Source organism: Saccharopolyspora gloriosae (assembly GCF_014203325.1).
GTDB lineage: Bacteria > Actinomycetota > Actinomycetes > Mycobacteriales > Pseudonocardiaceae > Saccharopolyspora_C > Saccharopolyspora_C gloriosae.
Window position 1 is genome coordinate 6,204,907 of sequence record NZ_JACHIV010000001.1, and the last position, 22,622, is coordinate 6,227,528.

23 protein-coding genes and 1 tRNA gene are annotated in these 22,622 nt (G+C 71.9%); 12 read left to right on the top strand and 12 right to left on the bottom strand.

The annotated features are described in order from the left end of the window. Window positions 1-105 precede the first annotated feature (105 nt). The 4 genes from BJ969_RS26885 to nth are packed head-to-tail and all read right to left on the bottom strand — an operon-like array spanning window position 106 to window position 3,426. Entirely contained in the window at window positions 106-1,290 is a 1,185-nt protein-coding gene (locus BJ969_RS26885) for a MarP family serine protease (protein ID WP_184483612.1), read from the bottom strand. A gap of 56 nt (window positions 1,291-1,346) precedes the next feature. Continuing rightward, on the bottom strand, window positions 1,347-2,042 hold the full coding sequence (locus tag BJ969_RS26890) for an NUDIX domain-containing protein (RefSeq protein WP_184483614.1): 696 nt from the start codon (window positions 2,040-2,042) through the stop codon (window positions 1,347-1,349). Next, the gene (locus BJ969_RS26895; protein WP_343071610.1) at window positions 2,039-2,692 is read right to left on the bottom strand and encodes a TlpA family protein disulfide reductase; all 654 of its coding nucleotides are present in this window, start codon (window positions 2,690-2,692) and stop codon (window positions 2,039-2,041) included. Before BJ969_RS26895 ends, BJ969_RS26890 begins: the two co-directional genes overlap by 4 nt. Further along, a complete protein-coding gene (gene nth / locus BJ969_RS26900) occupies window positions 2,689-3,426 on the bottom strand; it encodes an endonuclease III (RefSeq protein WP_184483616.1) in 738 nt (245 codons plus the stop codon). The genes BJ969_RS26895 and nth overlap by 4 nt, the downstream gene beginning before the upstream one ends. Here nth and BJ969_RS29860 point away from each other — a divergent pair. The 4 genes from BJ969_RS29860 (at window position 3,425) to BJ969_RS26915 (ending at window position 6,783) form a co-directional block, all read left to right on the top strand. Next, window positions 3,425-3,631 carry a hypothetical protein gene (locus BJ969_RS29860; protein WP_221315949.1) on the top strand — a complete coding sequence of 69 codons (207 nt, stop codon included), beginning with the start codon at window positions 3,425-3,427 and terminating at the stop codon, window positions 3,629-3,631. The two genes, nth and BJ969_RS29860, sit on opposite strands and share 2 nt — an antisense overlap. Window positions 3,632-3,786: 155 nt before the next feature. After that, complete coding sequence (locus BJ969_RS26905; protein WP_029621632.1) at window positions 3,787-4,041, top strand: hypothetical protein; 255 nt, start codon at window positions 3,787-3,789, stop codon at window positions 4,039-4,041. A gap of 93 nt (window positions 4,042-4,134) precedes the next feature. Next, window positions 4,135-4,809, top strand: coding sequence for a Crp/Fnr family transcriptional regulator (locus BJ969_RS26910; RefSeq protein WP_184483618.1), 675 nt, complete (start codon window positions 4,135-4,137; stop codon window positions 4,807-4,809). 744 nt (window positions 4,810-5,553) lie between these two features. Continuing rightward, window positions 5,554-6,783 carry an MFS transporter gene (locus BJ969_RS26915; RefSeq protein WP_184483620.1) on the top strand — a complete coding sequence of 410 codons (1,230 nt, stop codon included), beginning with the start codon at window positions 5,554-5,556 and terminating at the stop codon, window positions 6,781-6,783. A 274-nt stretch (window positions 6,784-7,057) separates the two neighbouring features. Here BJ969_RS26915 and BJ969_RS26920 read toward each other — a convergent pair whose 3' ends face one another. Continuing rightward, window positions 7,058-7,846: an MBL fold metallo-hydrolase gene (locus BJ969_RS26920; protein WP_184483622.1), complete on the bottom strand. Its 789-nt coding sequence runs from the start codon at window positions 7,844-7,846 to the stop codon at window positions 7,058-7,060. Window positions 7,847-7,851: 5 nt separating this feature from the next. Beyond that, window positions 7,852-8,691, bottom strand: coding sequence for an NUDIX hydrolase (locus BJ969_RS26925; RefSeq protein WP_184483624.1), 840 nt, complete (start codon window positions 8,689-8,691; stop codon window positions 7,852-7,854). Between the two features lie 149 nt (window positions 8,692-8,840). Here BJ969_RS26925 and BJ969_RS26930 point away from each other — a divergent pair, with 149 nt between their 5' ends. Next, window positions 8,841-9,731, top strand: a complete 891-nt coding sequence (locus BJ969_RS26930; protein ID WP_184483626.1) for a Gfo/Idh/MocA family protein — start codon at window positions 8,841-8,843, stop codon at window positions 9,729-9,731. Between the two features lie 197 nt (window positions 9,732-9,928). Here the strand turns inward: BJ969_RS26930 and BJ969_RS26935 are convergent, their stop codons facing one another. The 4 genes from BJ969_RS26935 to sp36 form a co-directional block, all read right to left on the bottom strand. Continuing rightward, window positions 9,929-11,254, bottom strand: a complete 1,326-nt coding sequence (locus BJ969_RS26935; protein WP_343071611.1) for a hypothetical protein — start codon at window positions 11,252-11,254, stop codon at window positions 9,929-9,931. A 35-nt stretch (window positions 11,255-11,289) separates the two neighbouring features. Further along, entirely contained in the window at window positions 11,290-11,898 is a 609-nt protein-coding gene (locus tag BJ969_RS26940) for a hypothetical protein (protein WP_184483628.1), read from the bottom strand. A gap of 410 nt (window positions 11,899-12,308) precedes the next feature. Next, on the bottom strand, window positions 12,309-12,767 hold the full coding sequence (locus tag BJ969_RS26945) for an Atu1372/SO_1960 family protein (protein WP_184483630.1): 459 nt from the start codon (window positions 12,765-12,767) through the stop codon (window positions 12,309-12,311). Between the two features lie 2 nt (window positions 12,768-12,769). Continuing rightward, window positions 12,770-12,928, bottom strand: coding sequence for a Sp36 family protein (gene sp36 / locus BJ969_RS26950; RefSeq protein WP_221315950.1), 159 nt, complete (start codon window positions 12,926-12,928; stop codon window positions 12,770-12,772). Between the two features lie 163 nt (window positions 12,929-13,091). On the opposite strand from sp36, the gene BJ969_RS26955 reads away from it, so the two are divergent. From BJ969_RS26955 to bagB, 3 genes are all read left to right on the top strand, one after another. Continuing rightward, window positions 13,092-13,343, top strand: a complete 252-nt coding sequence (locus tag BJ969_RS26955) for a hypothetical protein (RefSeq protein WP_184483632.1) — start codon at window positions 13,092-13,094, stop codon at window positions 13,341-13,343. A gap of 240 nt (window positions 13,344-13,583) precedes the next feature. Next, entirely contained in the window at window positions 13,584-14,585 is a 1,002-nt protein-coding gene (gene bagA / locus BJ969_RS26960; RefSeq protein WP_184483634.1) for an ATPase BagA, read from the top strand. Beyond that, a complete protein-coding gene (gene bagB / locus BJ969_RS26965) occupies window positions 14,582-15,712 on the top strand; it encodes an ATPase BagB (RefSeq protein ID WP_184483636.1) in 1,131 nt (376 codons plus the stop codon). Before bagA ends, bagB begins: the two co-directional genes overlap by 4 nt. A 136-nt stretch (window positions 15,713-15,848) precedes the next feature. On the opposite strand, the gene BJ969_RS26970 is transcribed toward bagB, so the two are convergent. After that, entirely contained in the window at window positions 15,849-16,148 is a 300-nt protein-coding gene (locus BJ969_RS26970) for a WhiB family transcriptional regulator (protein WP_184483638.1), read from the bottom strand. A gap of 246 nt (window positions 16,149-16,394) precedes the next feature. On the opposite strand from BJ969_RS26970, the gene BJ969_RS26975 reads away from it, so the two are divergent. From BJ969_RS26975 to BJ969_RS26990, 4 genes are all read left to right on the top strand, one after another. Beyond that, on the top strand, window positions 16,395-18,821 hold the full coding sequence (locus tag BJ969_RS26975; protein WP_343071612.1) for a transglycosylase domain-containing protein: 2,427 nt from the start codon (window positions 16,395-16,397) through the stop codon (window positions 18,819-18,821). Between the two features lie 23 nt (window positions 18,822-18,844). Then, window positions 18,845-19,627: a siderophore-interacting protein gene (locus tag BJ969_RS26980; RefSeq protein ID WP_343071613.1), complete on the top strand. Its 783-nt coding sequence runs from the start codon at window positions 18,845-18,847 to the stop codon at window positions 19,625-19,627. 137 nt (window positions 19,628-19,764) lie between these two features. Then, window positions 19,765-20,718 (top strand): metallophosphoesterase, encoded by a 954-nt coding sequence (locus tag BJ969_RS26985; protein ID WP_425503619.1) that lies wholly within the window; start codon window positions 19,765-19,767, stop codon window positions 20,716-20,718. A 49-nt stretch (window positions 20,719-20,767) separates the two neighbouring features. Continuing rightward, window positions 20,768-20,841, top strand: a tRNA-Pro gene (locus BJ969_RS26990). Between the two features lie 117 nt (window positions 20,842-20,958). Here the strand turns inward: BJ969_RS26990 and BJ969_RS26995 are convergent. Continuing rightward, window positions 20,959-22,542 (bottom strand): alpha/beta hydrolase, encoded by a 1,584-nt coding sequence (locus BJ969_RS26995; protein WP_184483640.1) that lies wholly within the window; start codon window positions 22,540-22,542, stop codon window positions 20,959-20,961. Window positions 22,543-22,622 lie beyond the last annotated feature (80 nt).

The following is a 22,622-nucleotide window of genomic DNA, read 5'->3' on the forward strand; positions in this document are numbered from 1 at the left end:
CCGCGCGGACGTCGAAGGGATCGACGCCAAGGCCAGGTGCACCCGGTGCGAACCGGGTCCCTGGCCTTTCACGCGTCCGCGGCGCGGAGTTCCGCGGCGAACGCCTCAGCCGGTGCACTCGCCGGTGGGGACCGGCGTCGTCAGCGACGAGGCCTCCGCGACCTCGTCGGACACCTCGTCCGCGGTCAGCGCGAAACCCGTCTCCGGGTCGTCCACGGCGGCGCCGAACACGACGCCCACCACATCGCCCTCCGGGTCGATCAGCGGACCGCCCGAGTTCCCGCTCTGCACCTTGCCGCGCACCGTGTAGACGTCCCGCACCACGGTGTTCGCGTCGTAGATGTCCGGGCCGCGCAGGTTGATGCGCTGGCGCAACCGGCCCGCGGACGCCGTGTACGGGCCGTCCAGCGGGTAGCCAAGCGCGATCACGCTGGCGCCGGGCGGCACCTCCGCCCGGTCCAGCGGCATCGCGTCCGCGTCCAGGTCCGGTACCGCCAGCACCGCCAGGTCGGTCGCCGGATCGAACATCACCACGTCCGCGGAGAACTCACCGCGGCCCACCTCGATCGCCACCCGATCCGTGCCGGCCACCACGTGGGCGTTCGTCATCACCCGGTTCGGGGCCACGACGAAGCCGGTGCCCTCCAGCGCCCGCGCGCACGAGGCCGCGCGGCCCCGCACCTTCACCACGCTCGTCTGGGCGTTGCGCACCACGTCACTGGCGGCCAGCGCCTGGTCCGGCGGGTCGATCGCGGCCACCGGAGTCTTCGAGAACGGCTCCAGCGCGTCCGGGAACCCGCTCACGCCGAGCATCCGGCGCAGGTCGTCCGGCAACGACTTCACCGCCGGGGGCATGACCGAGTCCACCTGGCTGAGCACCTGCGACCGGGTGATCGCCGACGCCAGTCCCGGCATCGCCGTGGCCGAGGTGAACGGCAGCGCCACCAGCCAGGCGACCACGAACACGGCCACGCACTGCAGCACCGCACCCAGCACGTTGTCCACGCCGGTCAACTTCGGCGAGGTGATCCGGTCCCGCAGCTCCCGGCCCGCCCACATGCCGAAGGTCTCGCCGAACGCCACCAGCAGCACGACGATGCCCACGCCGAAACCGATCCGGGCCGGTTGGCTGTCCAAGCGCTCCAGCAGCAGCGGCGCCACCCGCAGCCCCACGATCGCGCCGACGAACACCCCGAGGAACGAGAACAACGCGGTGACCAGGCCGTTGCGCGCACCGGACACGGCGGCCAGCAGCGCCAGCGCCACCACCAGCAGATCGACCCAGTTCACCGAACACCCTTCCTCCGCGTCCCGCCCCCTACCGGCACGACCCGATCAGCTCACCATCACCGGTCGAAGCCGACGTCGGCAGCCTCCTCCGCGGCCCGCCACGCCTCGTCCAACTCCAGCATCTCGGCACCCTCCCAGCTCTCGGACCAGCCCCCGAGGTCGAGCACGCCGGACAGCAACGCGCCGGTGAACCCCCAGACCAGCATCCCCGGCACGAGGAAGGCGGGCCCCCGCCGCCCGTCCCGCAGCCCCACCAGGACCCGGTTCGCCGGATCCGCGAGCCACGACAGCGGCACCCGCGCCACCGCTCGAGTCTCCCCGAGGTCGACCGGGGCCACCGGAGACGGTTCCCGCCAATGCGCGAGCACCGGTGTCACCCGGAAACCGCTGTGCGGAACGTGCAGCTCCGGCAGCGTCGCCAGCGGCCGGATGCCCTCGGGCAGCACGCCGACCTCTTCCTGCGCCTCGCGCAGGGCCGCGTCGACCGGGCCCGCGTCGGTGTCGTCGATCGAACCGCCCGGGAAGGCGACCTGGCCGGGGTGCGAGCTGAGCCCGTCCGCGCGGCGCAGCAGCAGCACGTCCGGGCCGTCCGCGTGCTCGCCGAACAGGATCAGGACCGCCGCCGGGCGGGCGCTGCGCGGCGGCCGGAGCCGCGGCCAGCCGAAGTGCCCCTGGTCGATGTCGACGCTGCGCCGGACCAGCGGGCGCAGCCACTCCGGCGCGTCCGCTCCGTCGACCACGCGGTCCGTCACGACCGGCCTCCCAAGGTGCGGCGGACGGCGGCGTCCACCGCGTCCGCGGACTCGAACACCTCCGGCGGATCGATCCGCCGGACCTCACCGCCCGCGGTGATCACGAAGCTCGCGGGCAGCACGTTCGGCACCCGCAGCGCCGACCGCACCGACCCGTCCGCGTCGTGCACGGCGGGGAACCGCGCACCGAGGTCGCGCAGCAGCTCCAGGCCGCCCGCCTCGTCGCTCTGCACCTGCACGCCCAGCACCGGGATCGAGCCGGGGCGTTCGGCGTAGGACTGCAGCGCGGGCAGCTCGGTGCGGCACGGGCCGCACCAGGTCGCCCACACGTTGACCAGCGCGGGCCGTCCCGCTAGGGCGGCGCCGACGTCCACCGGGCGGCCGTCGGCGAGGCAGGTGCCGGTCGTCCCGGCCAGCTCCGCGGGACCGCCGGGCCGCGGCGGCGGGCAGGGTTCGAGCCCGGCGCGCAGCGCCGGATCGACCGGCGGCGCCGCGCGCTGCTCCGACCCCGGCGGGCTCCCGGCCTGCCCGCCGCCGTCGCCGGACCCGCCCGGCCACAGGGCGACCACGGCCAGGCCCGCCAGCACCAGCACGACGACCGTCCACTGGATCTCGCGGCGGAACTCGCGCAGACCCCGCCACCGGCTCACGCGTCCGGCTCCTTCGCCGCGGCCTGCTCGACGGTCTTCTCGTCCAGCTCGTCGGCGACCCCGGCCAGCTCCAGCAGCCGCGGCGCCTCCGGGCCGCGGACCAGCTTCGCCGCGGCCTGCGGCTCCTCGGGGCCCGCGCCGAACGCCGGGCAGTCCTTCGCCAGCAGGCACGCGCCGCACGCCGGCTTGCGCGCGTGGCACACGCGGCGCCCGTGGAAGATCACGTAGTGCGAGAGCATCGTCCACTCCTTGCGGGGGATCAGCTCGCCGATCGCGTGCTCGACCTTGACCGGGTCCTCCTCCGCCGTCCAGCCCCAGCGGCGCACCAACCGGCCGAAGTGCGTGTCGACCGTGATGCCGGGGACGTCGAAGGCGTTGCCGAGGATCACGTTGGCGGTCTTGCGGCCGATGCCCGGCAGCTTCACCAGGTCCGCCAGTCGCGGCGGCACCTGCCCGTCGTGCTTTTCCACGAGCGCGGCGCCCAAGCCCATCAGGGAGTTCGCCTTGTTCCGGTAGAAGCCGGTGGAGCGGATCAGCTCCTCCAGCTCGGTCCGGTCGGCGCCCGCGTAGTCGGCGGCCTCCGGGTAGCGCGCGAACAGGGCGGGGGTGACCTGGTTGACCCGCTTGTCCGTGCACTGCGCGGACAGGATGGTGGCCACGGCCAGTTGCAGCGGGTCACCGAAGTCGAGCTCGCAGTGCGCGTCCGGATAGGCTTCGGCGAGGGTGCGGACCATGCGCCGCGCCCGCCGGACGAGCCCGGTGCGCGTCTGCTCGCGGGACGTGGCGCGACGGGCCGCGGGCTTCGCCCGAGCGGGTGCAGCGGAGCGCCCCTGCGCCTCCCCGCCGGTCGTCTTCGCTGGTCGCGAACGCGAAGAGCCAGCGGAACCCGTCTCGGCGGCGGCGGATCGGGTGGGCGCCGACCGGCCCGCCGAGGGCTGATGTGAGGATGATCGACCAGGCTGAGAACTGTCGTGGGCTGGCTCCGGCACTCCACCAGAGTACGGACCACGGCGACACCCGAACCCGACCCCATCGACGGGCAACCCACCCCCGGTTGCGTCCGTCTCGAAGGCATGAGCGAGGATTCAAGCATCATGACTGCCTGGTTCGTTATCGTCGTTCCGCTAGTGATCATGTTCTTCACGCTCTTCATGGAGCGCGTGGAGGCACGCCTGCGGCACGTCGCGGTGCAAGAGAACGAGGTTGAAGAGCTGCTGGAGAACGCCCGGCCGGACGAGGTCCGGGCGCTGTTCCGGCAGGGAATTGGACGTGCGCTGGAGCTGTTCCAGCTACGCAGGGTGGGACGCGCCGGCAAGCTGCGAACTCGCCGTTCCCGCGACCAGTCTTAAACTCAACTGGTAGTGATCGGCGGCACAGTCCGGCGCCCGTGCACGCGGGTGCCGCTTCGAACGAGCCGCCGCGTCTCAACATGGAGGGACGAGGTGGACGAGACTCTTTCCCGCGCCGGAATCTTCCAGGGCGTGGAACCGGCCGCAGCGGAGGCGCTGACCCAATCGCTGGAACCGTCCGAGTTCCCGCGTGGACACGTGATCTTCGCCGAGGGCGAGCCGGGCGACCGGCTATACATCATCCAGAACGGCAAGGTCAAGCTCGGGCGCAAGTCCCCGGACGGCCGCGAGAACCTGCTGGCGATCATGGGGCCGTCGGACATGTTCGGCGAGCTGTCCATCTTCGACCCGGGCCCGCGCACGTCGACGGCCACCACGGTGACCGAGGTGCGCGCGCTGACCATGGACCGCAGCGCGCTGCGGCAGTGGATCGGCACCCGCCCGGAGATCGCCGAGCAGCTGCTGCGGGTCGTCGCGCGCAGGCTGCGCCGGACCAACGGCATGCTCGCCGACCTGATCTTCACCGACGTTCCCGGTCGCGTCGCCAAGGCGCTGCTGCAGCTCGCGCAGCGCTTCGGCAGCCAGGAAGCGGGCTTGCTGCGGGTCACCCACGACCTCACGCAGGAAGAGATCGCGCAGTACGTCGGCGCCTCGCGGGAGACCGTGAACAAGGCGCTGGCCGACTTCGCGCACCGCGGCTGGCTGCGGCTGGAAGGCAAGAGCGTGCTGATCCTCGATCCCGAGCGGTTGGCCCGCCGCGCACGCTGAGCCGCCGCACGGCTCGCGCGTCGGCCGGTCACCGACCGGTTCGCCGTAACGCGCGTCGCCTGATGGGTTCGCCTGAGTTCGAACCCCTCAGTCGGCGCGCGTTTTCGCGTGTCCACGTCCGGTTTCCCACAGGAGGCCCTCCACGGCCGCCACGCACGCGTGGGCGGCCCGTAAGCCCGCTCCCGCCGCGCGGGCCGCGCAGCGGGCGGCTCAGCGCCCCACGTCCCCTCCGAGCCCGCCGCGGAGGCGGTGCGTCGAGCCGCGGATGCAAGCGACCGGCGTCGGACACGCCGAGTGACCACTCATGTAGGGGACGTTGTACCCGGTTTCCGCGGTGCGGCCCGGGGGCACACTGGTGTCACGAGGAACGACGGCGATCGGGAATAAATTCACCGGGCTCGTGCAACCCGACCTGAGATCGCAACGTCTTACCTAGAGAAGGACTCGAAGTCCAGCGGCCTCGCTCCCCTGGCGGGAGCCTCCCCAGCGGGGAGGGCGGCGAAGCCGCACAACAGCACAGACCACCTCCGGTACCGGGTTCGGGGCCGACGATCGGAGGTCAGGAAAGCGTGGTTGGTCGGGGGACGGGCCGCGCAAGCGAAAGGACTGGAGCGTCGCGTCGGGGGCGACGCCCCAGTCCTTTCGCATGTCGGCAGCCCTCCTGATCGCACGCGCGGTCGTGGCGACGGAGAACACCATCAATCGACTTGGTACTCGCGTCCCACCACCCGGATACTGGTACGCGTGTCCCATTCGATCACGCTGGCCGACTACCGAGCTGCGCTGCGCACACCAGGAGCCACCGCTCCCGTCCTGACCTCCCTGCTGGGGCGGCTGCCGATCGCCATGATCGGCCTGGCCTTGATGCTCTACGTGCAGAAGGAGACGGGGAGCTTCGCCATCGCCGGGCTCGTCTCGGCCGGTGAGCTGGTCGGCGTCGCGTGCGGCTCGGTCGTGCAGAGCCGGGTGATCGACCGGATCGGGCCGAGCCGCCCGATGCTGGTGATGTCCGCGGCGCTCGCGCTGCTCACCACCGCCGAGATCGCCGCCATCGAGGCGGGCGCGCCGGTCGCGGTGCTGACGGTGCTCGGGTTCGCCCTGGGCCTCAGCCAGCCGACGGTCGCGCCGGCTTCCCGCGCGTTGTGGTCGCAGCTCCTGCCCGCCGGAGCCGCCCGGGACGCCGCCTACTCGTACGAGGCGATCAGCATGGAGGTGTTCTTCATCCTCGGCCCCGGCCTGGCCGGGCTGCTGGTCGCGCTGCCGTGGCCCGGGACCGGTGTCGTCGCGGGTTCCGCCTGCATGATCATCGGCAGCCTCGGCTTCGCGGCGACGCCCGCGGCCCGCGGGCTCCGCCCGCAGCGCACCGGCCCGCGCGGCGGGATGCTCGGCGCGTTCCGCGCGCCCGGGATGCGGACGGTGGCGCTGGCCGCGCTCGGCTTCGGCGTCCTCATCGGCTTCGTCGAGGTCGGCGTGCCCGCCTCCGCGGTGCAGGCCGGGGCGCCGAACGCGGGCGGCCTGCTGCTGAGCGCGCTGTCGGTGACGTCGGTGGTGTTCGGCGTGCTGTACGGGATGCGGCCCTGGCCGCGGCCGATGCACCTGCGGTTGCCCGCGCTGCTGCTGGGCTTCGCCGGGCTCGTCGCGCTGCTGGCCGTGCCGGGGTCGCTGTGGGGGCTGTGCCTGGCGCTGCTGCTGGCCGGGTGCCTGATCACGCCGCAGTCGACGGCGCACTCGGTCGCGCTGGACCTGGCCGCGCCCGCGGGCACGGAGACGGAGGCGTTCGGCTGGGTGGTGACGGCGGTGACGCTGGGCTCGGCGGTCGGCCAGTCCGTCAGCGGCAGGCTCGTCGAGACGTCCGGACCTCCGACCGCGTTCCTCGTCGCCGGCCTGGTCGGCGCCCTGCTCGCAGGCGGCCTGTGGCTGCGGCGCGGCACGCTGCTACCCACCCGCGAACCCGCGCTGGCCACCACCTCTTGAGACGGGCGCAGGCGGTCAGGGGCGGCCTTTGACCTTGCCTTTCCAGGTTTTCCAGGTGAGGGATGTCGTTCGTCGTTGTCCTGTCAGCGGCGTAGCCGCTGAGCGGCGACCACGCACGCAACCGGACCACCGGCGGGTTCTCAGTGGTTTCCCCGCGAGGACGGCTTTCTTCCTCGTGGCGGAGCCACTTGGAAAAAAGATCCCGCAGCGAGGAAACCGCTGAGGTTCCGCCAAGCGACCCACTGCTCAAGCCATGACCACCCGCCAGGTCACTTCAGCGTTCGTCGAGTTCCTTGAGGTAGGTGAGTTGGGCTTCGACGCTCCACTCCGCCGCGGTCCACACCGAGGGGTCCACGTCGGCGTAGACGATCTCCACGACCTCGCGGGCCGTGACGCGCGGGCCGTTGTTCCGCACCACCTCGCGGATCTGGCCGAGCCGCTGCTCCCGGTGCGCCAGGTAGCCGGTCGCCGCCGCCGCGACGTCCGGCAGCTCCGGGCCGTGGCCGGGCAGCGCCGCAACGCCCGCGGGCAACGCCGCCAAGGCGCGCAGCGTCGCCAGGTACGACCCCAGGTGCCCGTCCGGGTGGGCGACGACCGTGGTGCCCCGGCCCAGGATGCTGTCGCCGGTGAACACCACCGACGCGCCCTCGTGCTCGGCGCGGAAGCAGACCGAGTCCCTGGTGTGGCCGGGAGCGGCGAGCACTTCGAGCGGCACTCCCGCCGCGTCGACGACCTCGCCGTCGGTGAGCGGTTCCGCCCCGGCGCACAGCTGCGGGTCCAGCGCCCGCACGGGGGCTCCGGTGCGGGCCGCCAGCTCCGCCGCGCCCTCCGAGTGGTCGAAGTGGTGGTGGCTGAGCAGGATCAGCGACACCGGGCCGTGCTCGACGATCCGCTCCAGGTGCGCACCGTCGTCGGGCCCGGGGTCGAGCACGGCGCGCTCGTCGCCCGCGCCGATCAGCCAGGTGTTGGTGCCGTCCAAGGTCATCGGGCCCGGATTGGCGGCCAGCAGCACCGAGGCGAACGGCGTCACCGGCCGCAGCTCGCCGTAAGCGGGGTGGGTCACGGGTCTCACTCCTCGTCCGGGTCGGCGCGGTATCCGGGGTCGCCCGGCAGCACGACGCGCCACGCGCCGTCGCGGTGCACCAGTTGCGGCAGCACCTTGCCCAGCGGGCGCTCCAGTTCCAGCGCGGCGTCGACGCTGCCGCAGGCGCCGACCTCCGACAAGGTCACCCACGTCGGCGGCAGCAGGCCGCAGCGCCGCTGCCGCCAGTCCTCCAGCGCGTCCTCGGGAGTGCGCCAGTACGCGTCCACGGCCTCCGTGGTGACGGCGTCGGCGCGCTGCCCGGCGGGCATCGCCGCCAGGAAGAACCGGGTGTCGTACCGGCGCGGTTCGGCTTCCGGGGTCACCCAGTTCGACCAGGGCCGCAGCAGGTCGGCGCGCAGCACCAGGCCCGCGTCGGCGAGGAACCCGGCCAGCGACAGCTCCTTGGAGACCAGCCTCGGCCGCGCGCCCGCGTACGGGCAGGTGTCGGCGACGACGGACCCGGCGTCGGGCCCGGCCAGCAGGACGCCCGATTCCTCGAACGTTTCGCGGACCGCGGCGCACACCAGGGCGCGGGCGGTCGCCTCGGAGCATTCGAAGCGCCGCGCCCACCACTGCGGCGGCGGGCCGCTCCAGGCCACCGACGCGTCCGCGTCGCGGGGGTCCACGCCACCGCCGGGGAAGACCGTCATGCCACCGGCGAACGGCATGTTCTCGACCCGGCGTTGCAGGAACACCTCGGGCCGGTGCTCGCCGTCGCGCAGCAGCACGACCGTCGCGGCGTCCTTCGGGGTCGCCGGGCGCTCGGGCCGTTCGGGAGGGACGAACCCGTCGGGCAGCGTGAGGTCCTCCGGCAGTCGCACCATGCCGGTCACCTTAAACCGAAGAACATTCGCGAACACCCCTGTGATCAAGATCAACAAATGGGGTGGAGCCGCACCGTTTCCCCTGTCACCCGCCCACATCCCGGCCCCCACGGTCTGCGCGATGATCGGGACACGGGGACGATGACCGAATGAGCGAAGCACTGCGGGTCGGGATCGTCGGAGCGGGGCCGTGGGCGAGGCGCGTCCACGCACCCGGCTTGCACGCGCACCCCGGGATGCGGCTGGCCGCCGTGTGGTCGCGGCGCCCCGACTCCGCGAAATCGCTCGCGTACCAGTACGACGCGGACGTGGCCGACGACTACGACTCGCTGCTGTCCGCCGTGGACGCCGTCGCGTTCGCCGTGCCACCGGCGGTGCAGGGCGAGCTGGCGGTCCGAGCGGCCCGCGAAGGCAAACACCTGGTCCTGGAGAAACCGCTGGCCGGCGACGTGCCCGCCGCGGAGGCCGTGGCCACCGCGGTGCGCCAGAGCGGTGTGGCGGCCCTGCTGATGCTGACCCGCCGGTTCGCGCCCGAAGTCCGGGACTGGCTCACCGGCCTGGGACACCTCGGCGGCTGGACCGGCGGCACCGCGCAGTGGCTCGCGGGCGGACTGCTCGCCGGGGACTACGCGGCGACGCCGTGGCGGCAGGAACGCACCGGGGCGCTGCTGGACGCGGGCCCGCACGCGCTGGACCTGCTCGACGCCGCGCTGGGCCGGATCAACCGAGTGCACCACGCGCGGCGGGACAAGTCGGACACCTGGCAGATGGCCTTCGAGCACGCCAGCGGCGCCAGCAGCACGCTCACCTTGTCGCTGCGCGTACCGGTGCAACCGGCGCTGATCGAGTTCACGCTGTACGGCACGAACGGGAAGTCGCAGCTCACCGGCAGGCGCACCGCCGCGCACGAGTGCTACGCGCAGCTGCTCGACGAATTCCTCGCGATGATCCGCTCCGGCCGCACCGCCCACCCCTGCGACATCCGGCGCGGCCTGCACCTGCAACGAGTCCTCGACGGCGTCCAACGAGCCGCCAACTGACGTCCCCGGCCTGTTTCAGCGGTCGGGTAGCGGAACCTCAGCGTTCTTCTCGCTGCGGGATCAATTTTTCGAGCGGCTCCGCCACACGCAAAATTGCTGTCCTCGCGAGAAGAACGCTGAGAACCCGCGGGTGGTCACCTTGCTCTGGTGGTCGCTGCTCAGCGGCTTCGCCGCTGACAAGCCACCGCTGATCAAGATCACCTGGGTTTGCCGTCTATCGGGGGGAAGCCGCCGGTGGCGGAGCCGCCGGGCATGGTCGTGTTCCACGCGTCCTGGCCCTGGGCCTGCGCGCCGCCCGCGCCGTTGGCCACCGGCTGCGCCTGCTGCTCGCCCGAGCCGCCGCGGTCCTGTTCCCGCTGCGCCAACTCCTCGTGCAGCTTGCGCAGCAGGTTGCGCTCCCGGTCGGTGAGCTTCGCGTCGACCGCGGCGGGGACGCGGGTGTTCTTCCCGCCGCCCTGCTGCTGCGCCTGCTCCCCGGACTTCGCCTGCTCGGCGTCCGGCGCCTGCAGGTCCTCCGGGTTCACCGGGCGTTGCCGCAGCGTCGGCTCGGCGCCCTTCTCGGGCGCTTCGGCGACCGCGGTCTCCCGCACCGGCTCCGGGCGGAGCTGCTCGGGCGCCGGTTCCGGACGGGGCGCGGGGCGGGCGGGCTCGGGACGAGCCTTGGCCTCGCGATGCTCGGGGCGGTGCTCGGCCCGAGGCGGTTCCGGACGAACCGGCTCGGGGCGAACGCGTTCCGGGCGTGCCGAGTCGAGGGAGACGCTGTCAGGAACCGGGGCCTCGACGCGTCTTCCCGGCCCCGCGGCTGGCTCACTCGGAACGTCGCCGCCTCCGGGCTTGCTCCCCGCGGTGGCCCGCGGTGCCCGCGCGTGGTTCGAGGAACCGTTCGGGATCGCCACCTGCGCGACCAGGTCCAAGTGCACCCGGCGCGCGGTGGCCAGCGCATTGCGGTGGTACGGCGGCAGGTCCATCCCGCTGCTGAACACGTCCACCGAGCAGCCCACGCCGGCGCGCCGCAGCGCCTCCAGCAGCTGGTACCCGGCGGCGGTGACCGAACCGTCGGCGCCGACCTCGGCCAGCAGCACCCGACGCGGCACGGCGCCGTAGGTCACGCCCGCCGGAGTCGTCCGCCAGGTGCACCACAGCGCCCGCACCCCGTGCAGGCGTCCCGCGATCGGCGCGATCGCGTCCACCAGCTCGTGATCCGACCGGTCCGCCTCGTGGTTCTCGCTGAACCGGTGCCCTTCGTCCTGCACCGTCTCCACGACGTGCAACCGGTCGGCGGGCGAGTGCGGCGAACCGGATTCGTCCAGCGCCCGGCGCAGGTGGTACTGCTCCGTCGAGGTCACCGGGATGCGGCCTGCCAGCAGGCAGCCGATCAGGAACTCGGCGGCCGAGTCGAGCTGACCGATGCCGAGCATCTCGCGAACCGAATTGACGGCGTCGTCGTCCACCCGGCCGGTCAGGGCCAGCAGGAGGTTGTGCAGGCGTTCCACCGGCCCCGCACCCTCAGCGACGTCCACCACGAATGCCTCCTTCTAGGATGCCTGCACCGGCACCGTCAGCCACGATGTCCCACGAGTTCGTCGGCGCCCAAGCACACCAGCGCCGACTCGGCGAGCGCGGCGCGGTGGTAGGCGGTCGGTTCCACCTCGGGTGGCAGCACCTCGACGCACGGCTCGGTGTCCCCGAGCGCGCGCAGGATGCGTTGCAGTTCGCTGGTGAGCTCCACGGGGTCCGCGGAGCCCGTCACCAGGATGATCCGCTTGGGCCGCGTCCCCGGCAGGTGGCGCCAGGAACTGCGGGTCTCGCGCACGCCCTGCCTGCCGCGCAGCGTCGCTCCGAGCACCAGCACCGCGGGGTCGCCCTTGTCGTCCACGTGGGACTCCGCGCGGAAGGTGTACCGGTCCGGGTCCGCGCCCGGCAGCACCGCGTGCACCACGGACGGGTCGGCTCCCAGCGGCAGCAGCGCCTCGGCGAGCCTGCGGTGGTCCGCGTCGGACAGCGCGACGCGTTCTCGCACCAGCGTCGCGGGCAGCGAGCGCGCGAGCACATCGGCGGCGCCACCCGCCAGCCAGTCCCGATAGCGCCAGAGATGCCGATCCGGCAGCCGCCCGGCAAGTCGAAGCAGCAACTCGTGGCACAAGAGGTCCGTTTCGCGTACCGCCACGTCGCCCCCTCCCAGCTTCGTTCGCTCGTCACCCGGTGCGAGCGACACTCGCACCCCTCACGCCGCGAGCACTCGATCAGGGCAGACCCTCTCTCGCCGCGTAGCGGATGAGCAAGCCCGACCGATCACTCGCCGGTATTGATACCGCCGTTCGGGTGACCCGCGTGTGATCACTCGAAGTAGCGGCGCCCGAAGCGTACTGGTTGGTAGAGCGCTCCCGGGGCGTACCTGGCAAGAAACTCGGGCAACCCCCAGTCGAGATCCGGACCAATCGGTCCGGGCGGCCGGCGCCGGAACGGGAAAGGGCCGCGGTGCCAACGCACCGCGGCCCTTCGTCCCGCGTCGAGAGTCCGTTGTGGACCGTCGACCGACGAGCGTCCGCGAACCGGAATCCGTTCGCAGACGATCGATCACGCGACCTCGACGATCATCTCCACCTCGACCGGCGCACCGACGGGCAGCTCGGCGACGCCGACGGCGGACCGGGCGTGGATGCCCGCGTCGCCGAAGATCTCCCCGAGCACCTCCGACGCACCGTTGATCACACCGGGCTGCCCCGTGAAGCCCTCCGCGGAGGACACGAAGCCGACGACCTTCACGATCCGCACGATCGCGTCCAGCCCGACCAGCGCATCCACCGCCGCGAGCGCGTTGAGCGCGCACGTGCGGGCGTGCTCCTTCGCCTCGTCCGCGTCGACCTCCGCGCCGACCTTGCCCGTCGCGGCGAGCTCGCCGCCGACGAACGGGAGCTGACCGGAGGTGAACACCTGCGATCCGCTGCGCACCGCGGGCACGTACGCCGCGACCGGCGTCGCGACCTCCGGCAGCTCGATGCCCAGTTCGGCCAGCCGCTGCTTCCAGGCGCCCACGGTCAGGACTCCTTCGAGCGCTTCAGGTAAGCGACGTGCTGCTCACCGGTCGGCCCCGGCAGGACGGAGACGAGCTCCCACCCGTCCTCACCCCACTGGTCCAGGATCTGCTTGGTCGCGTGGGTCAACAGCGGCACGGTCGCGTACTCCCATTTGGTCATGCCCGCCAGCGTAGAGACGCCTCGCCAACGACGCGCCGCTGGCCCGCACCGCCGCGCTCCCCGCTCGGGGACGCCCGCCCCACTCCCGAGCGCGACCGAAATGCGACCGAGGATTCACACGTTCGCGCCTCGTGGATCGCCGGATCGGGCTAGCTTCCGTCCCATGGAGACCTGGCGAATCGTGGCGATCGCGCTGACGCTCGTCATCGGCACCCTGCTGATCATGGACTCGGTCGGCAAGATCCGCGGTGAGCGGGCGCGGCGCCGCACCCGGCGCCTGCGCACCGGCGTCCGCGGCGTGGTGCTGCTGGCCGCGAGCACGGCCCTGGTCGCCACCGTGCTCCCGGCGACCGCGGTGTGGGCGCTGCTCGTGGGCACCGCGCTGATCATGTCGGTCCGCTTCGTCATCGACTGACCCGCGCCGGGACGACCGCGCCGCGACGGCGTCATGATCGCCCGCGCCGTTCGTCCCCCTCATGGAACGCCCGCGGTGAGCCGTCGGCGTGCGCGCAGGACTACTCAGACCGGAGCCCGCCGGACCGTCCCGCGTCTGAGCACTGCGCATCCGCGGCTGCGTAGAAATGCCGAGGCGCGACGAGGAGATGGCTGCTACGTGCGGGAGACAGCACCCCGGAACCCCGCCTACGCTGATCGTGTGACCGGATGGAACGCCGAACTCGACGACGCTCGGCTGCACATCGTCAGCGGCAAGGGCGGCACCGGCAAGACCACGGTCGCCGCGGCGCTGGCGCTGGCGCTGGCGACCGGAGGCCGGCGAGTGCTGCTGGTCGAGGTCGAAGGCCGCCAGGGCATCGCGCAGCTTTTCGACACCGCACCGCTGCCGTACTCCGAGGAGACGATCGCCGCGGCGCCCGGCGGAGGTGAGCTGCGGGCACTGGCCATCGACGCGGAACCGGCGCTGCTGGAGTACCTGTCGATGTTCTACAACCTCGGCTTCGCCGGCCGAACGCTCAAGCGGATGGGCGCGATCGAGTTCGCCACCACCCTGGCCCCCGGCCTCCGGGACGTGCTGTTCACCGGCAAGGTCAAGGAGTGCGTGGGGCGCACCGACGAGCACGGCCGCCACGTCTACGACGCGGTCGTGCTGGACGCGCCGCCGACCGGGCGGGTCGTGAAGTTCCTCGACGTCACCCGCGCCATGGCCGACCTGGCGAAGGTCGGTCCGATCCACGGGCAGAGCGAGGGCGTGGTGCGGCTGCTGCACTCCGCGGAGACCGTGGTGCACCTCGTGTCGCTGCTCGAAGACCTGCCGGTCCGGGAGACCTTGGAGGCCGTCGCCGAGCTCGACGCCGCCGATCTGCGGCCCGGCGCGGTGCTGCTCAACCGCGTGCGCCCCGGCCACCTGCCCGCCCGCTCGGTGGCGGCGGCAGCGGCGGGCCGGGTCGACGCGGACCGGTTGCGCTCCGGCTTGGAGGCGGCGGGCGTGCAGGTCGACGACGACCTGCTGGCCGGGCTCACCGACGAGACCGTGGAGCACGCGGTGCGCGCCCAGGCCGAGCGGGAGGCCGAGCAGCGGCTCGCCGCCACCGATCTGCCGAACGTGGCGCTGCCCGATCTGACCGCCGGGATCGACGTGGCCGAGCTCTACGAGCTGGCCGAGATCCTCACCGAACACGGCGTCGGGAGACCACGATGACCGCCCCCGCCGCGCTCGACGTCGACGCGCTGCTCGACGACCCGGAGAACCGGATCGTGGTGTGCTGCGGATCCGGCGGCGTCGGCAAGACCACCACGGCCGCCGCGCTCTCGGTGCGCGCCGCCGAACGCGGCCGCAAGACCGTCGTGCTCACCATCGACCCGGCTCGTCGGCTCGCGCAGGCGCTCGGCATGCGGGAGCTCGACAACCAGCCGCGCCAGGTGGTCCTCGACGACTTCGAGCCCACCGGTGATCTGAACGCGATGATGCTGGACATGCGGCGCACCTTCGACGACATGGTGCTCGCGCACGCCGGGCGGGAGCGGGCCCGGCAGATCCTGGAGAACCCCTTCTACCAGACAATTTCCACGTCGTTCTCCGGCACGCAGGAGTACATGGCGATGGAGAAGCTGGGCCAGCTCGCGGCTTCCGGCGAGTGGGACCTGATCATCGTGGACACTCCGCCGAGCCGATCCGCGCTGGACTTCCTGGACGCGCCGCAACGGCTGTCCACGGTGCTCGACGGCCGGTTGATCAAACTGCTGTCCTCCCCCGCCAAGGCGGGCGGCAAGGGGCTCCGCAAGATCGTCGGTGCCGGGTTCGGGATGTTCTCCAAGGCCGTGTCCACCGTCATCGGCGGCCAGCTGCTGTCCGACGCCTCGGCCTTCGTGCAGGCCTTCGATTCGACGTTCGGCGGGTTCCGGGAACGCGCCGACCACACCTACCGGCTGCTGCGCTCCCCCGGCACGTCGTTCGTCGTGATCGCAGCGCCGGAGCCGGACGCGTTGCGGGAGGCCTCGTTCTTCGTGGAACGGCTCACCGCGGAGGGCATGCCGCTGGCCGGCCTGGTCGCGAACCGGACGCATCCGGTGTTCGCCGAGCTGACCGGCAGCAGGGCGCTGTCGGCCGCCGAAGAGCTGGATTCCGCCGGGAACTCGCCGCTGGCGGCGGCCGTGCTGCGGGTGCACGCGGACCGCGTCGCGGTCGCCGACCGGGAACGCCGGATGCTCGCCCGGTTCACCCGCGCGCACCCGGAGGTGTCGTGGGTGGGCGTGCCCGCGCTTCCCGCAGATGTGCATGATCTCGACGGCTTGCGAGAGATCGGCCGCCGACTCGCAGTGGAATAATCCAAAAATTCTACCCAGCAGGAATCCGCAGCTCGGTGATCACAATCCACCGAAATCCGGTCCGCTGAACGAGTGAACCGGGATTCCGGGCGGCTCGAAGAATCGAGCCGCCCGGCCCGTGCTCACGACGGGCGAATCAGCCCACCTGGTACTCGTCGATGTCCGCGTAGTCGTCTCGCGCGGCTTCCAGAAGCTCACGCCAGTTGCGGACTTCCGGCCGTCGGCGCAACAACGCGCGCCGCTCCCGCTCGGTCATTCCACCCCAGACACCGAACTCGATCTTGTTGTCGAGCGCCTCTCCGAGGCACTCCGTCCGCACCGGGCAGCCGAAGCAGATCATTCGCGCTTTGCGCTGCTCAGCTCCCCTGACGAACAACTGGTCCGGATTTTCATCCCGGCATGCTGCCTGAACACGCCAGTCCCCCTGCTCGAACATAAGGCTCCCCCAGCTCCTCACTGGATCGTCGGCGACCGAATTTCGTCCGGAGCCCCCCGGCACCGGATGCTGCGACGCATGTCGCGCCGCAACGATGCTGTCGCTGGACGTGGACGAACTTTAGAGCCCCCCGGTTCCATAACCAACCAAGGGTTGTCGCTCCGTTATCTTTGACCCTCATCACATCGGGCGGAACCCACCAAAGACGGCGTGTTGATGTCGGTAAAACCACTTAGTCTTGCCGTCGTGCGTGTCCGGGACAGCTTGCTGAAGCTCTTCGGCCTGTGTGTGCTCGCAGGAGTTCTCGTCGCCGGGATGCTCTTCCCGGCCGCGGGAGCCCTAGGGGTGGTGTCCAACCGCGCTGGTGACGCGGTGAACAACATCTCCTCCGAGCTGATGACGCAGGACCCGCCCCTCGTGACCACGGTCACCGACCGGGCGGGTGTGCCGATCGCCTACCTATTCGATCAGAACCGGACGCCCGCGGCGCCGGATCAGATCTCCGACTCGATGAAGGCCGCGATCATCGCGATCGAGGATCGGCGGTTCTTCGACCACGAAGGCGTCGACTGGGCGGGCACCGTGCGCGCCGCGATCACCAACCAGATGTCCGGTGAGATCGCGCAGGGCGGCTCGACGCTCACCCAGCAGTACGTGAAGAACTACCAGGTGCACGTGGTCGCCGCCGACGACCCGATCAAGCAGGCCAAGGCCGTCGAGCAGACCCCGGCGCGCAAGCTGCGGGAGATCCGCATCGCGCTGCAGCTGGAGAAGCGGCTCGGCAAGGAGGAGATCCTCGCCCGCTACCTGAACGTGGTGCCGTTCGGGAACCAGACCTACGGCGTCGCCGCCGCGTCCCGGGCCTACTTCAACACCACCCCGGACAAGCTCGACGTCCCGCAGTCCGCGCTGCTGGCAGGCATCGTCAACAGCCCCAGCGCCCTCAACCCGGAGACGAACCCGCAGGAAGCGACCCTGCGGCGCAACATCGTCATCGACACGATGCAGGCGCAGCACCGGATCGACCAGCGCACCGCGGACGCCGCCCGCGCCGCTCCGCTCGGCATCGTCTCGCCGGTCAACGCGCTGCCGAACAACTGCGTCGGAGCCGGCCCCGCCGACGGCTTCTTCTGCAAGTACGTCATCGACTACCTGCAGAACGCCGGGTTCGCCGAGCAGGAACTGCGCACCGGCGGCTACACGATCCGCACCACGCTGGACCAGAAGGCGACGAACGCGGCGAAGGCCGCCGCCGAGAAGCACGTGCCCAAGGACACCAAGGGCATCGCGAACGTGATGGCGGTCGTCGAACCCGGCAAGGACAAGCACGAGGTGCGCGCACTGGTGGCCAACCGCGACTTCGGCAACGACGCCGAACGCGGCCAGACCTCGTACGCGCTGCCCAGCGGCGTGGCGAAGTTCGGTGCCGGATCCGTGTTCAAGGTGTTCACGGCGGCCGCCGCCTTGGAGAAGGGGATGGGGATCAAGAACACCATCCAGGCTCCGGGCAACTACACCTCGACCGTGTACCGCAACGGTTCCGCCCCCTACACCGTCGGCAACGCCGAAGGCGTCAACCCCGGCCCGCGGACCTTGCAGAAGGCCCTCGCCACCTCGCCGAACACCGCGTTCGTCGCGCTGGAGGAACGGGTCGGCCTGGATCAGACCGTCGACATGGCGACCCGGCTGGGCATGCGGCAAACGCTGCTGCACTCGAACTTCAGCGGTGATCCGATGGCGCCGAACGGGGCGAACGGGCCGGCGATGGGCGACGTCGTCAAGGAGAAGAAGATCGGGGCGTTCACGCTCGGCTTCGGGCCGACCAGCCCGCTGGAGCTGGCGAACGTCTCCGCGACCCTGATGAGCGGCGGCACCTGGTGCCCGCCGACGCCGGTCGACCAGATCGTCGACCGCAACGGGAACCCGATCTCGATCACCGAGGACCCCTGCGAGCAGGCCGTCGACGAAGGCCTCGCGAACGCGATGGCGGTCGGCATGAGCCAGGACGACCAAGCGGGCGGTACCGCCTACGGCGCCGCGAACAACGCGGGCTGGACCCGGCCGATGGCGGGCAAGACGGGAACCACCGAAGCCCACCAGTCCGCCGGGTTCATCGGTGCCACCCCGCAGTTCGCCGGTTCGGTGCTGACGTTCTCCGACGGGAACAACCCGCAGGGCATCTGCGACAGCACGCCACCGGCGCTGTGCGGTGCCAACGGCGGCAACATCTACGGCGGCAAGGTGCCCGCGCGCACCTGGTTCGACGCGATGAAACCGATCCACGAAGGGTTGCCCACGGCCCCGCTGCCGGAGGTCACCGACCGGTACGAGAACGGCGGCGACGAGTTCCAGGTGCCCAACGTCGTCGGCATCAGCGCCGATCGGGCCAAGCGCGCGCTGGAGAAGGCCGGGTACAAGGTCGAGCAGCGGTCGGTCAACAGCGAACGCCGGAAGGGCTCGGTGACCAGCCAGACCCCGCGCGGTTTCGCCCTGCCCGGCGAGACGGTGACGCTGTCGGTCAGCACCGGCTACGTCCCGCCGCCGTCGCCCGCTCCGAAGCCACCGCCGCCCCCGCAGCAGCCGCCCCCGCCGGGCGAGCCGGGACGGCCGCCGGGCGAGCAGCAGCCGGATCCGCCGTTCATCCCGATCCCGCCGGGCATCTTCCCGCCGTGACCCGCTGCCTACACTCGGCGGTTGTGACGGACACGCAGGTGAGCACGCGGCGCGTGCGCTCCCGGTACCGGTTGCTCCGGGTCTCCGAGGTCGAGCGGGTCACCCCGCGGATGGTGCGGGTGGTGCTCGGCGGGGAAGAGCTCGCCGACTTCGACAGCACGGGCAGCGATCAGCGGATCAAGCTGTGCCTGCCGCGGCCCGGCCAGCCGACCCCGCTGGGCCGCGACCGGGCGGAGGTGTTCGCGCTGCCGCGCGAGCAGCAGCCGAAGCAGCGCACCTACACGGTCCGCTGGTTCGACGCGGCGCGGCGGCGGCTCGCGATCGACCTGGTGGTGCACGACCACGACGGCCCCGGCTCCACCTGGGCGAGCACCGTCCGGCCCGGTGATCAGATCGTGGCGGTCGGGCCGAGCCCGTCGTACCAGGCGGATCCGGCGGCGGACCGGCTCGTGCTCGCCGGGGACGAGACGGCGCTGCCCGCGATGCTGGCGATGGTCGCCGAACTGGACGAACGCGCTCGGGTGCAGGTGTTCGCCGAGATCGCCGACGAGGCGGAGCGCCAAGAGGTCCGCACCCGGGCGGACGTGACGTGGACCTGGCTGCACCGGGACGGCGTTCCCGCGGGGCGCAGCACGGTGCTGGCCGACGCCGTGCGGGCCGCCGACCTCGGCCCGCGGCCGGACGTGTGGGTGGGCGCGGAAGCCGAGGCGGTGCACCACATCCGCGAGCACTGCCAGCGGGAGCTCGGGCTGGACCGCCGCCGGGTGTACGCGCTGGCGTACTGGCGCCGCGCCGACCCGGCCTGATCGGGCGGCGGGCTCGTCGCGGAGGGCTCGCGGGACCCGATCCCCGAGCGCGAGGGCGGCCCGCGCGCTCGCCCGGCGGGCCCCATCCCGAGCGTCGTCGGCCCACCACCGGCCGTAGGCTGGAAGGCGTGAACAAGCTGGGTCGGATCATGCTCGCCGGCGGCGCCGTGGGTGCCGCGACCTTCGGTTACGCCGCAGGTGTGGAACGAAGGCACTGGACGCTACGACGCGCCACCGTCCCGGTGCTCGCCGAAGGTGCTCCCGAGCTGCGCGTCCTGCACATCTCCGACCTGCACATGATGCCGAACCAGCGGTCCAAGCAGCGCTGGGTCGCCGCGCTGGCCGAGCTGGACCCCGACCTGGTGGTCAACACCGGGGACAACCTCGCCCACCCGCAGGCCGTTCCCGCCGCGCTGCGCGCGATGGGCTCGCTGCTGGACCGTCCCGGCGTGTTCGTGTTCGGCAGCAACGACTACTACGGCCCGAAGCCGAAGAACCCCGCGCGCTACCTGCTGCCGTCGGCGAAGACGAAGCGGATCCACGGTGATCCGCTGCCGTGGCGGGACCTGCGGGCGGCGATGACCGAGCGCGGCTGGGTGGACGTGACGCACCGCTGGCACGACATCGAGATCTCCGGCATCCGGATCCACATCGCCGGCCTGGACGATCCGCACCTGAAGCGGGACAAGTACTCGAAGATCGCGGGCACGCCCCCGCAGGAGTCGCAGCTGAGCCTGGGCCTGACCCACTCGCCGGAGCCGCGGGTGCTCGACGCGTTCGCCGACGACGCCTACGACCTGGTGCTCGCCGGGCACACCCACGGCGGCCAGCTGCGGGTGCCGGGCTACGGGCCGATCGTGACGAACTGCGAGCTGGACCGGGCGCGGGCGCGCGGCGCGTCGACGTGGGGCGACCGGATGCACCTGCACGTCTCGGCGGGCCTCGGCACCTCCCCGTACGCGCCGGTGCGCTTCGCCTGCCCGCCGGAGGCGACGCTGTTGACGCTGGTCCCGCGTTCGAAGGGCGGCTCGCTGAAGTCCACCGGCCTGTTCGGCAACCCCCCTTCCGGGGCACGCGCGAACATCCGCTAGACTTCCCTTCAGCGGCGGACAAGTACCCGAGAAGTTCCCGCTGAGTGATCGGGGTGTGGCGCAGCTTGGGAGCGCGCTTCGTTCGGGTCGAAGAGGTCGTGGGTTCAAATCCCGCCACCCCGACAGGTAAAGGGCCTGGTCAGGACTCCAGCAGGAGTTCCGGCCAGGCCCTTTTTCGTGTTCGGACCGCCTCTCGGGAGACCCCCGGGAGACGAATCGTCTCCCGTGCTCCCGGTGGCTTCAGGGGACCGGGTCGAAGGGGGCTCGGTCCGGCTGGCAGATCGTGCCCTCGGCGGGCAGCGCGCCGTCGGCGAAGTAGGCGTTCAACGCCCCGTCGATGCAGGCGCTCTCCCCGCGGGCGCCGTGCCCGAACGAGTCGAGCGTGAGCAGCCGGGCGTCGGAGAGCAGCTCGGACACCTTCTGCGCGTCGTCGTACGGCGTGGCCGGATCACCCTGCCGGTTGCCGATGACCAGCACCGGCCCGGCCGTCTCCCGATCCCACGGACCCGTGTAGCGGTCCGGGTCGGGTCCGCCGGGCCACTGCGCGCAGGCCAGCGACATGTACGTCCAGAACCGGCCGAAACCGCGGCCGACCTCGTCGGCACGTCGCGCGTAGTCGGACCACACCCGCGGGTCGTGGGGGTTGCTGCTGTCGTTGCACATCACGCCGAGCATCTGCTCCTCCCCCGCTGCGCCCCCTCGCGGAGCGGAAGGAACCGGCACGACCGGTGCTCGCTCGGCGGTGGCGCCGGGCAGGGAGAGTTCGTGCAACTGCTGCAGGAATTGCGCGAGCATCGTCGACACCGAGGCGCTGTTGAGTCCGCGCCATGTTCTGATCACGGCCGTCTGATAAGTGATCTCCCTCGAGGTCCCGTCGGGCTGGGGGAGCGTGACGGGCTGGATCAGCAGCCGGTCCAGCAGCGCGTCGTACTTGCCGAGCAGATCGGCACCCGGCTCCCGGAAAGCGCAGCGCTCATCTGCCGCGCACGCGTCGAGGAACGTGCGCAGCGCCCGCTGGGCCCCGCCGTAGGCGCCCATCCGGAAGCTGAACGGTTCGGCCGCCGCCTCCGGCCGGTATCCGGTGGTCCATTCGATCGGGTCGGCCACGGCGTCGATCGCCACCGATCCGACCCGCTCCGGGAACAGGTTCGCGTACACCGTGCCGAGGTGGCTTCCGTAGGAGATGCCGTAGTAGTCGAGCCGGTCCTCCCCCACCGCCGCGCGCAGCAGGTCGAGATCACGAGCCACGTTGGCCGTCGAAACGTGGTTCAGCAGCGGCCCCGCGTTCCGGGCGCACTGCTCGACTCCGCGCGCGGTGTCCTCGACCACGGCCCGTTCCTGTTCCGGGGTCACGGGAAAGGTGTCCATCGCTTGGAAGCCGTCGCCGGGCTCGGTGAAGCAGCTCAACCCGGCGCTCTCCCCGACGCCGCGCGGGTCGAAGCCGACGATGTCGAACCGCTGGTGCAGGTCAGGAGTCAGTTCCGGCGCGAACCTGCCGCTGCCTCCGGGGCCGCCGGGGTTGTAGAAGATCGTGCCGAGCTTGTGCTCCTGATCCACCGCGGGCAACCTGCCCACGGCAAGCCGAACCCGCTCCCCCGCCGGGTCCTGATAGGACAACGGCACCTCGGCCGTGGCGCATTCGTAGCCGGGCGCGAGCTCGCACGGTGCCCAATCCAGCGCCGGGACGGCCGCCCCGTTGGTGCGCAGCGGAGCAGGTGCCGCCCCCGCGTCGGACGGTCCCGCGAACGCGGCCGGGGTGAGCGAGCCCGCGACGAGCGTGGCGACGAGCACCGCCGTCCCGCGCGCTGAGTGCCGCTGCTGCATGTGTTGTTCCCTCTCGGTCGAGATGCATGCGGAAGTCGATCGAAGGGAACGTTCGCAGCCGACGAGCAGCGCGCACCTCA

Coding starts and splice junctions, on each gene's coding strand:
- BJ969_RS29860 (WP_221315949.1), top strand. CDS start 3,425: ATGCGCCGCGCCCGCCGGACGAGCCCGGTGCGCGTCTGCTCGCGGGAC.
- nth (WP_184483616.1), bottom strand. CDS start 3,426: ATGGTCCGCACCCTCGCCGAAGCCTATCCGGACGCGCACTGCGAGCTC.
- BJ969_RS26905 (WP_029621632.1), top strand. CDS start 3,787: ATGACTGCCTGGTTCGTTATCGTCGTTCCGCTAGTGATCATGTTCTTC.
- BJ969_RS26925 (WP_184483624.1), bottom strand. CDS start 8,691: ATGGTGCGACTGCCGGAGGACCTCACGCTGCCCGACGGGTTCGTCCCT.
- BJ969_RS26930 (WP_184483626.1), top strand. CDS start 8,841: ATGAGCGAAGCACTGCGGGTCGGGATCGTCGGAGCGGGGCCGTGGGCG.
- sp36 (WP_221315950.1), bottom strand. CDS start 12,928: ATGACCAAATGGGAGTACGCGACCGTGCCGCTGTTGACCCACGCGACC.
- BJ969_RS26955 (WP_184483632.1), top strand. CDS start 13,092: ATGGAGACCTGGCGAATCGTGGCGATCGCGCTGACGCTCGTCATCGGC.
- bagB (WP_184483636.1), top strand. CDS start 14,582: ATGACCGCCCCCGCCGCGCTCGACGTCGACGCGCTGCTCGACGACCCG.
- BJ969_RS26970 (WP_184483638.1), bottom strand. CDS start 16,148: ATGTTCGAGCAGGGGGACTGGCGTGTTCAGGCAGCATGCCGGGATGAA.
- BJ969_RS26995 (WP_184483640.1), bottom strand. CDS start 22,542: ATGCAGCAGCGGCACTCAGCGCGCGGGACGGCGGTGCTCGTCGCCACG.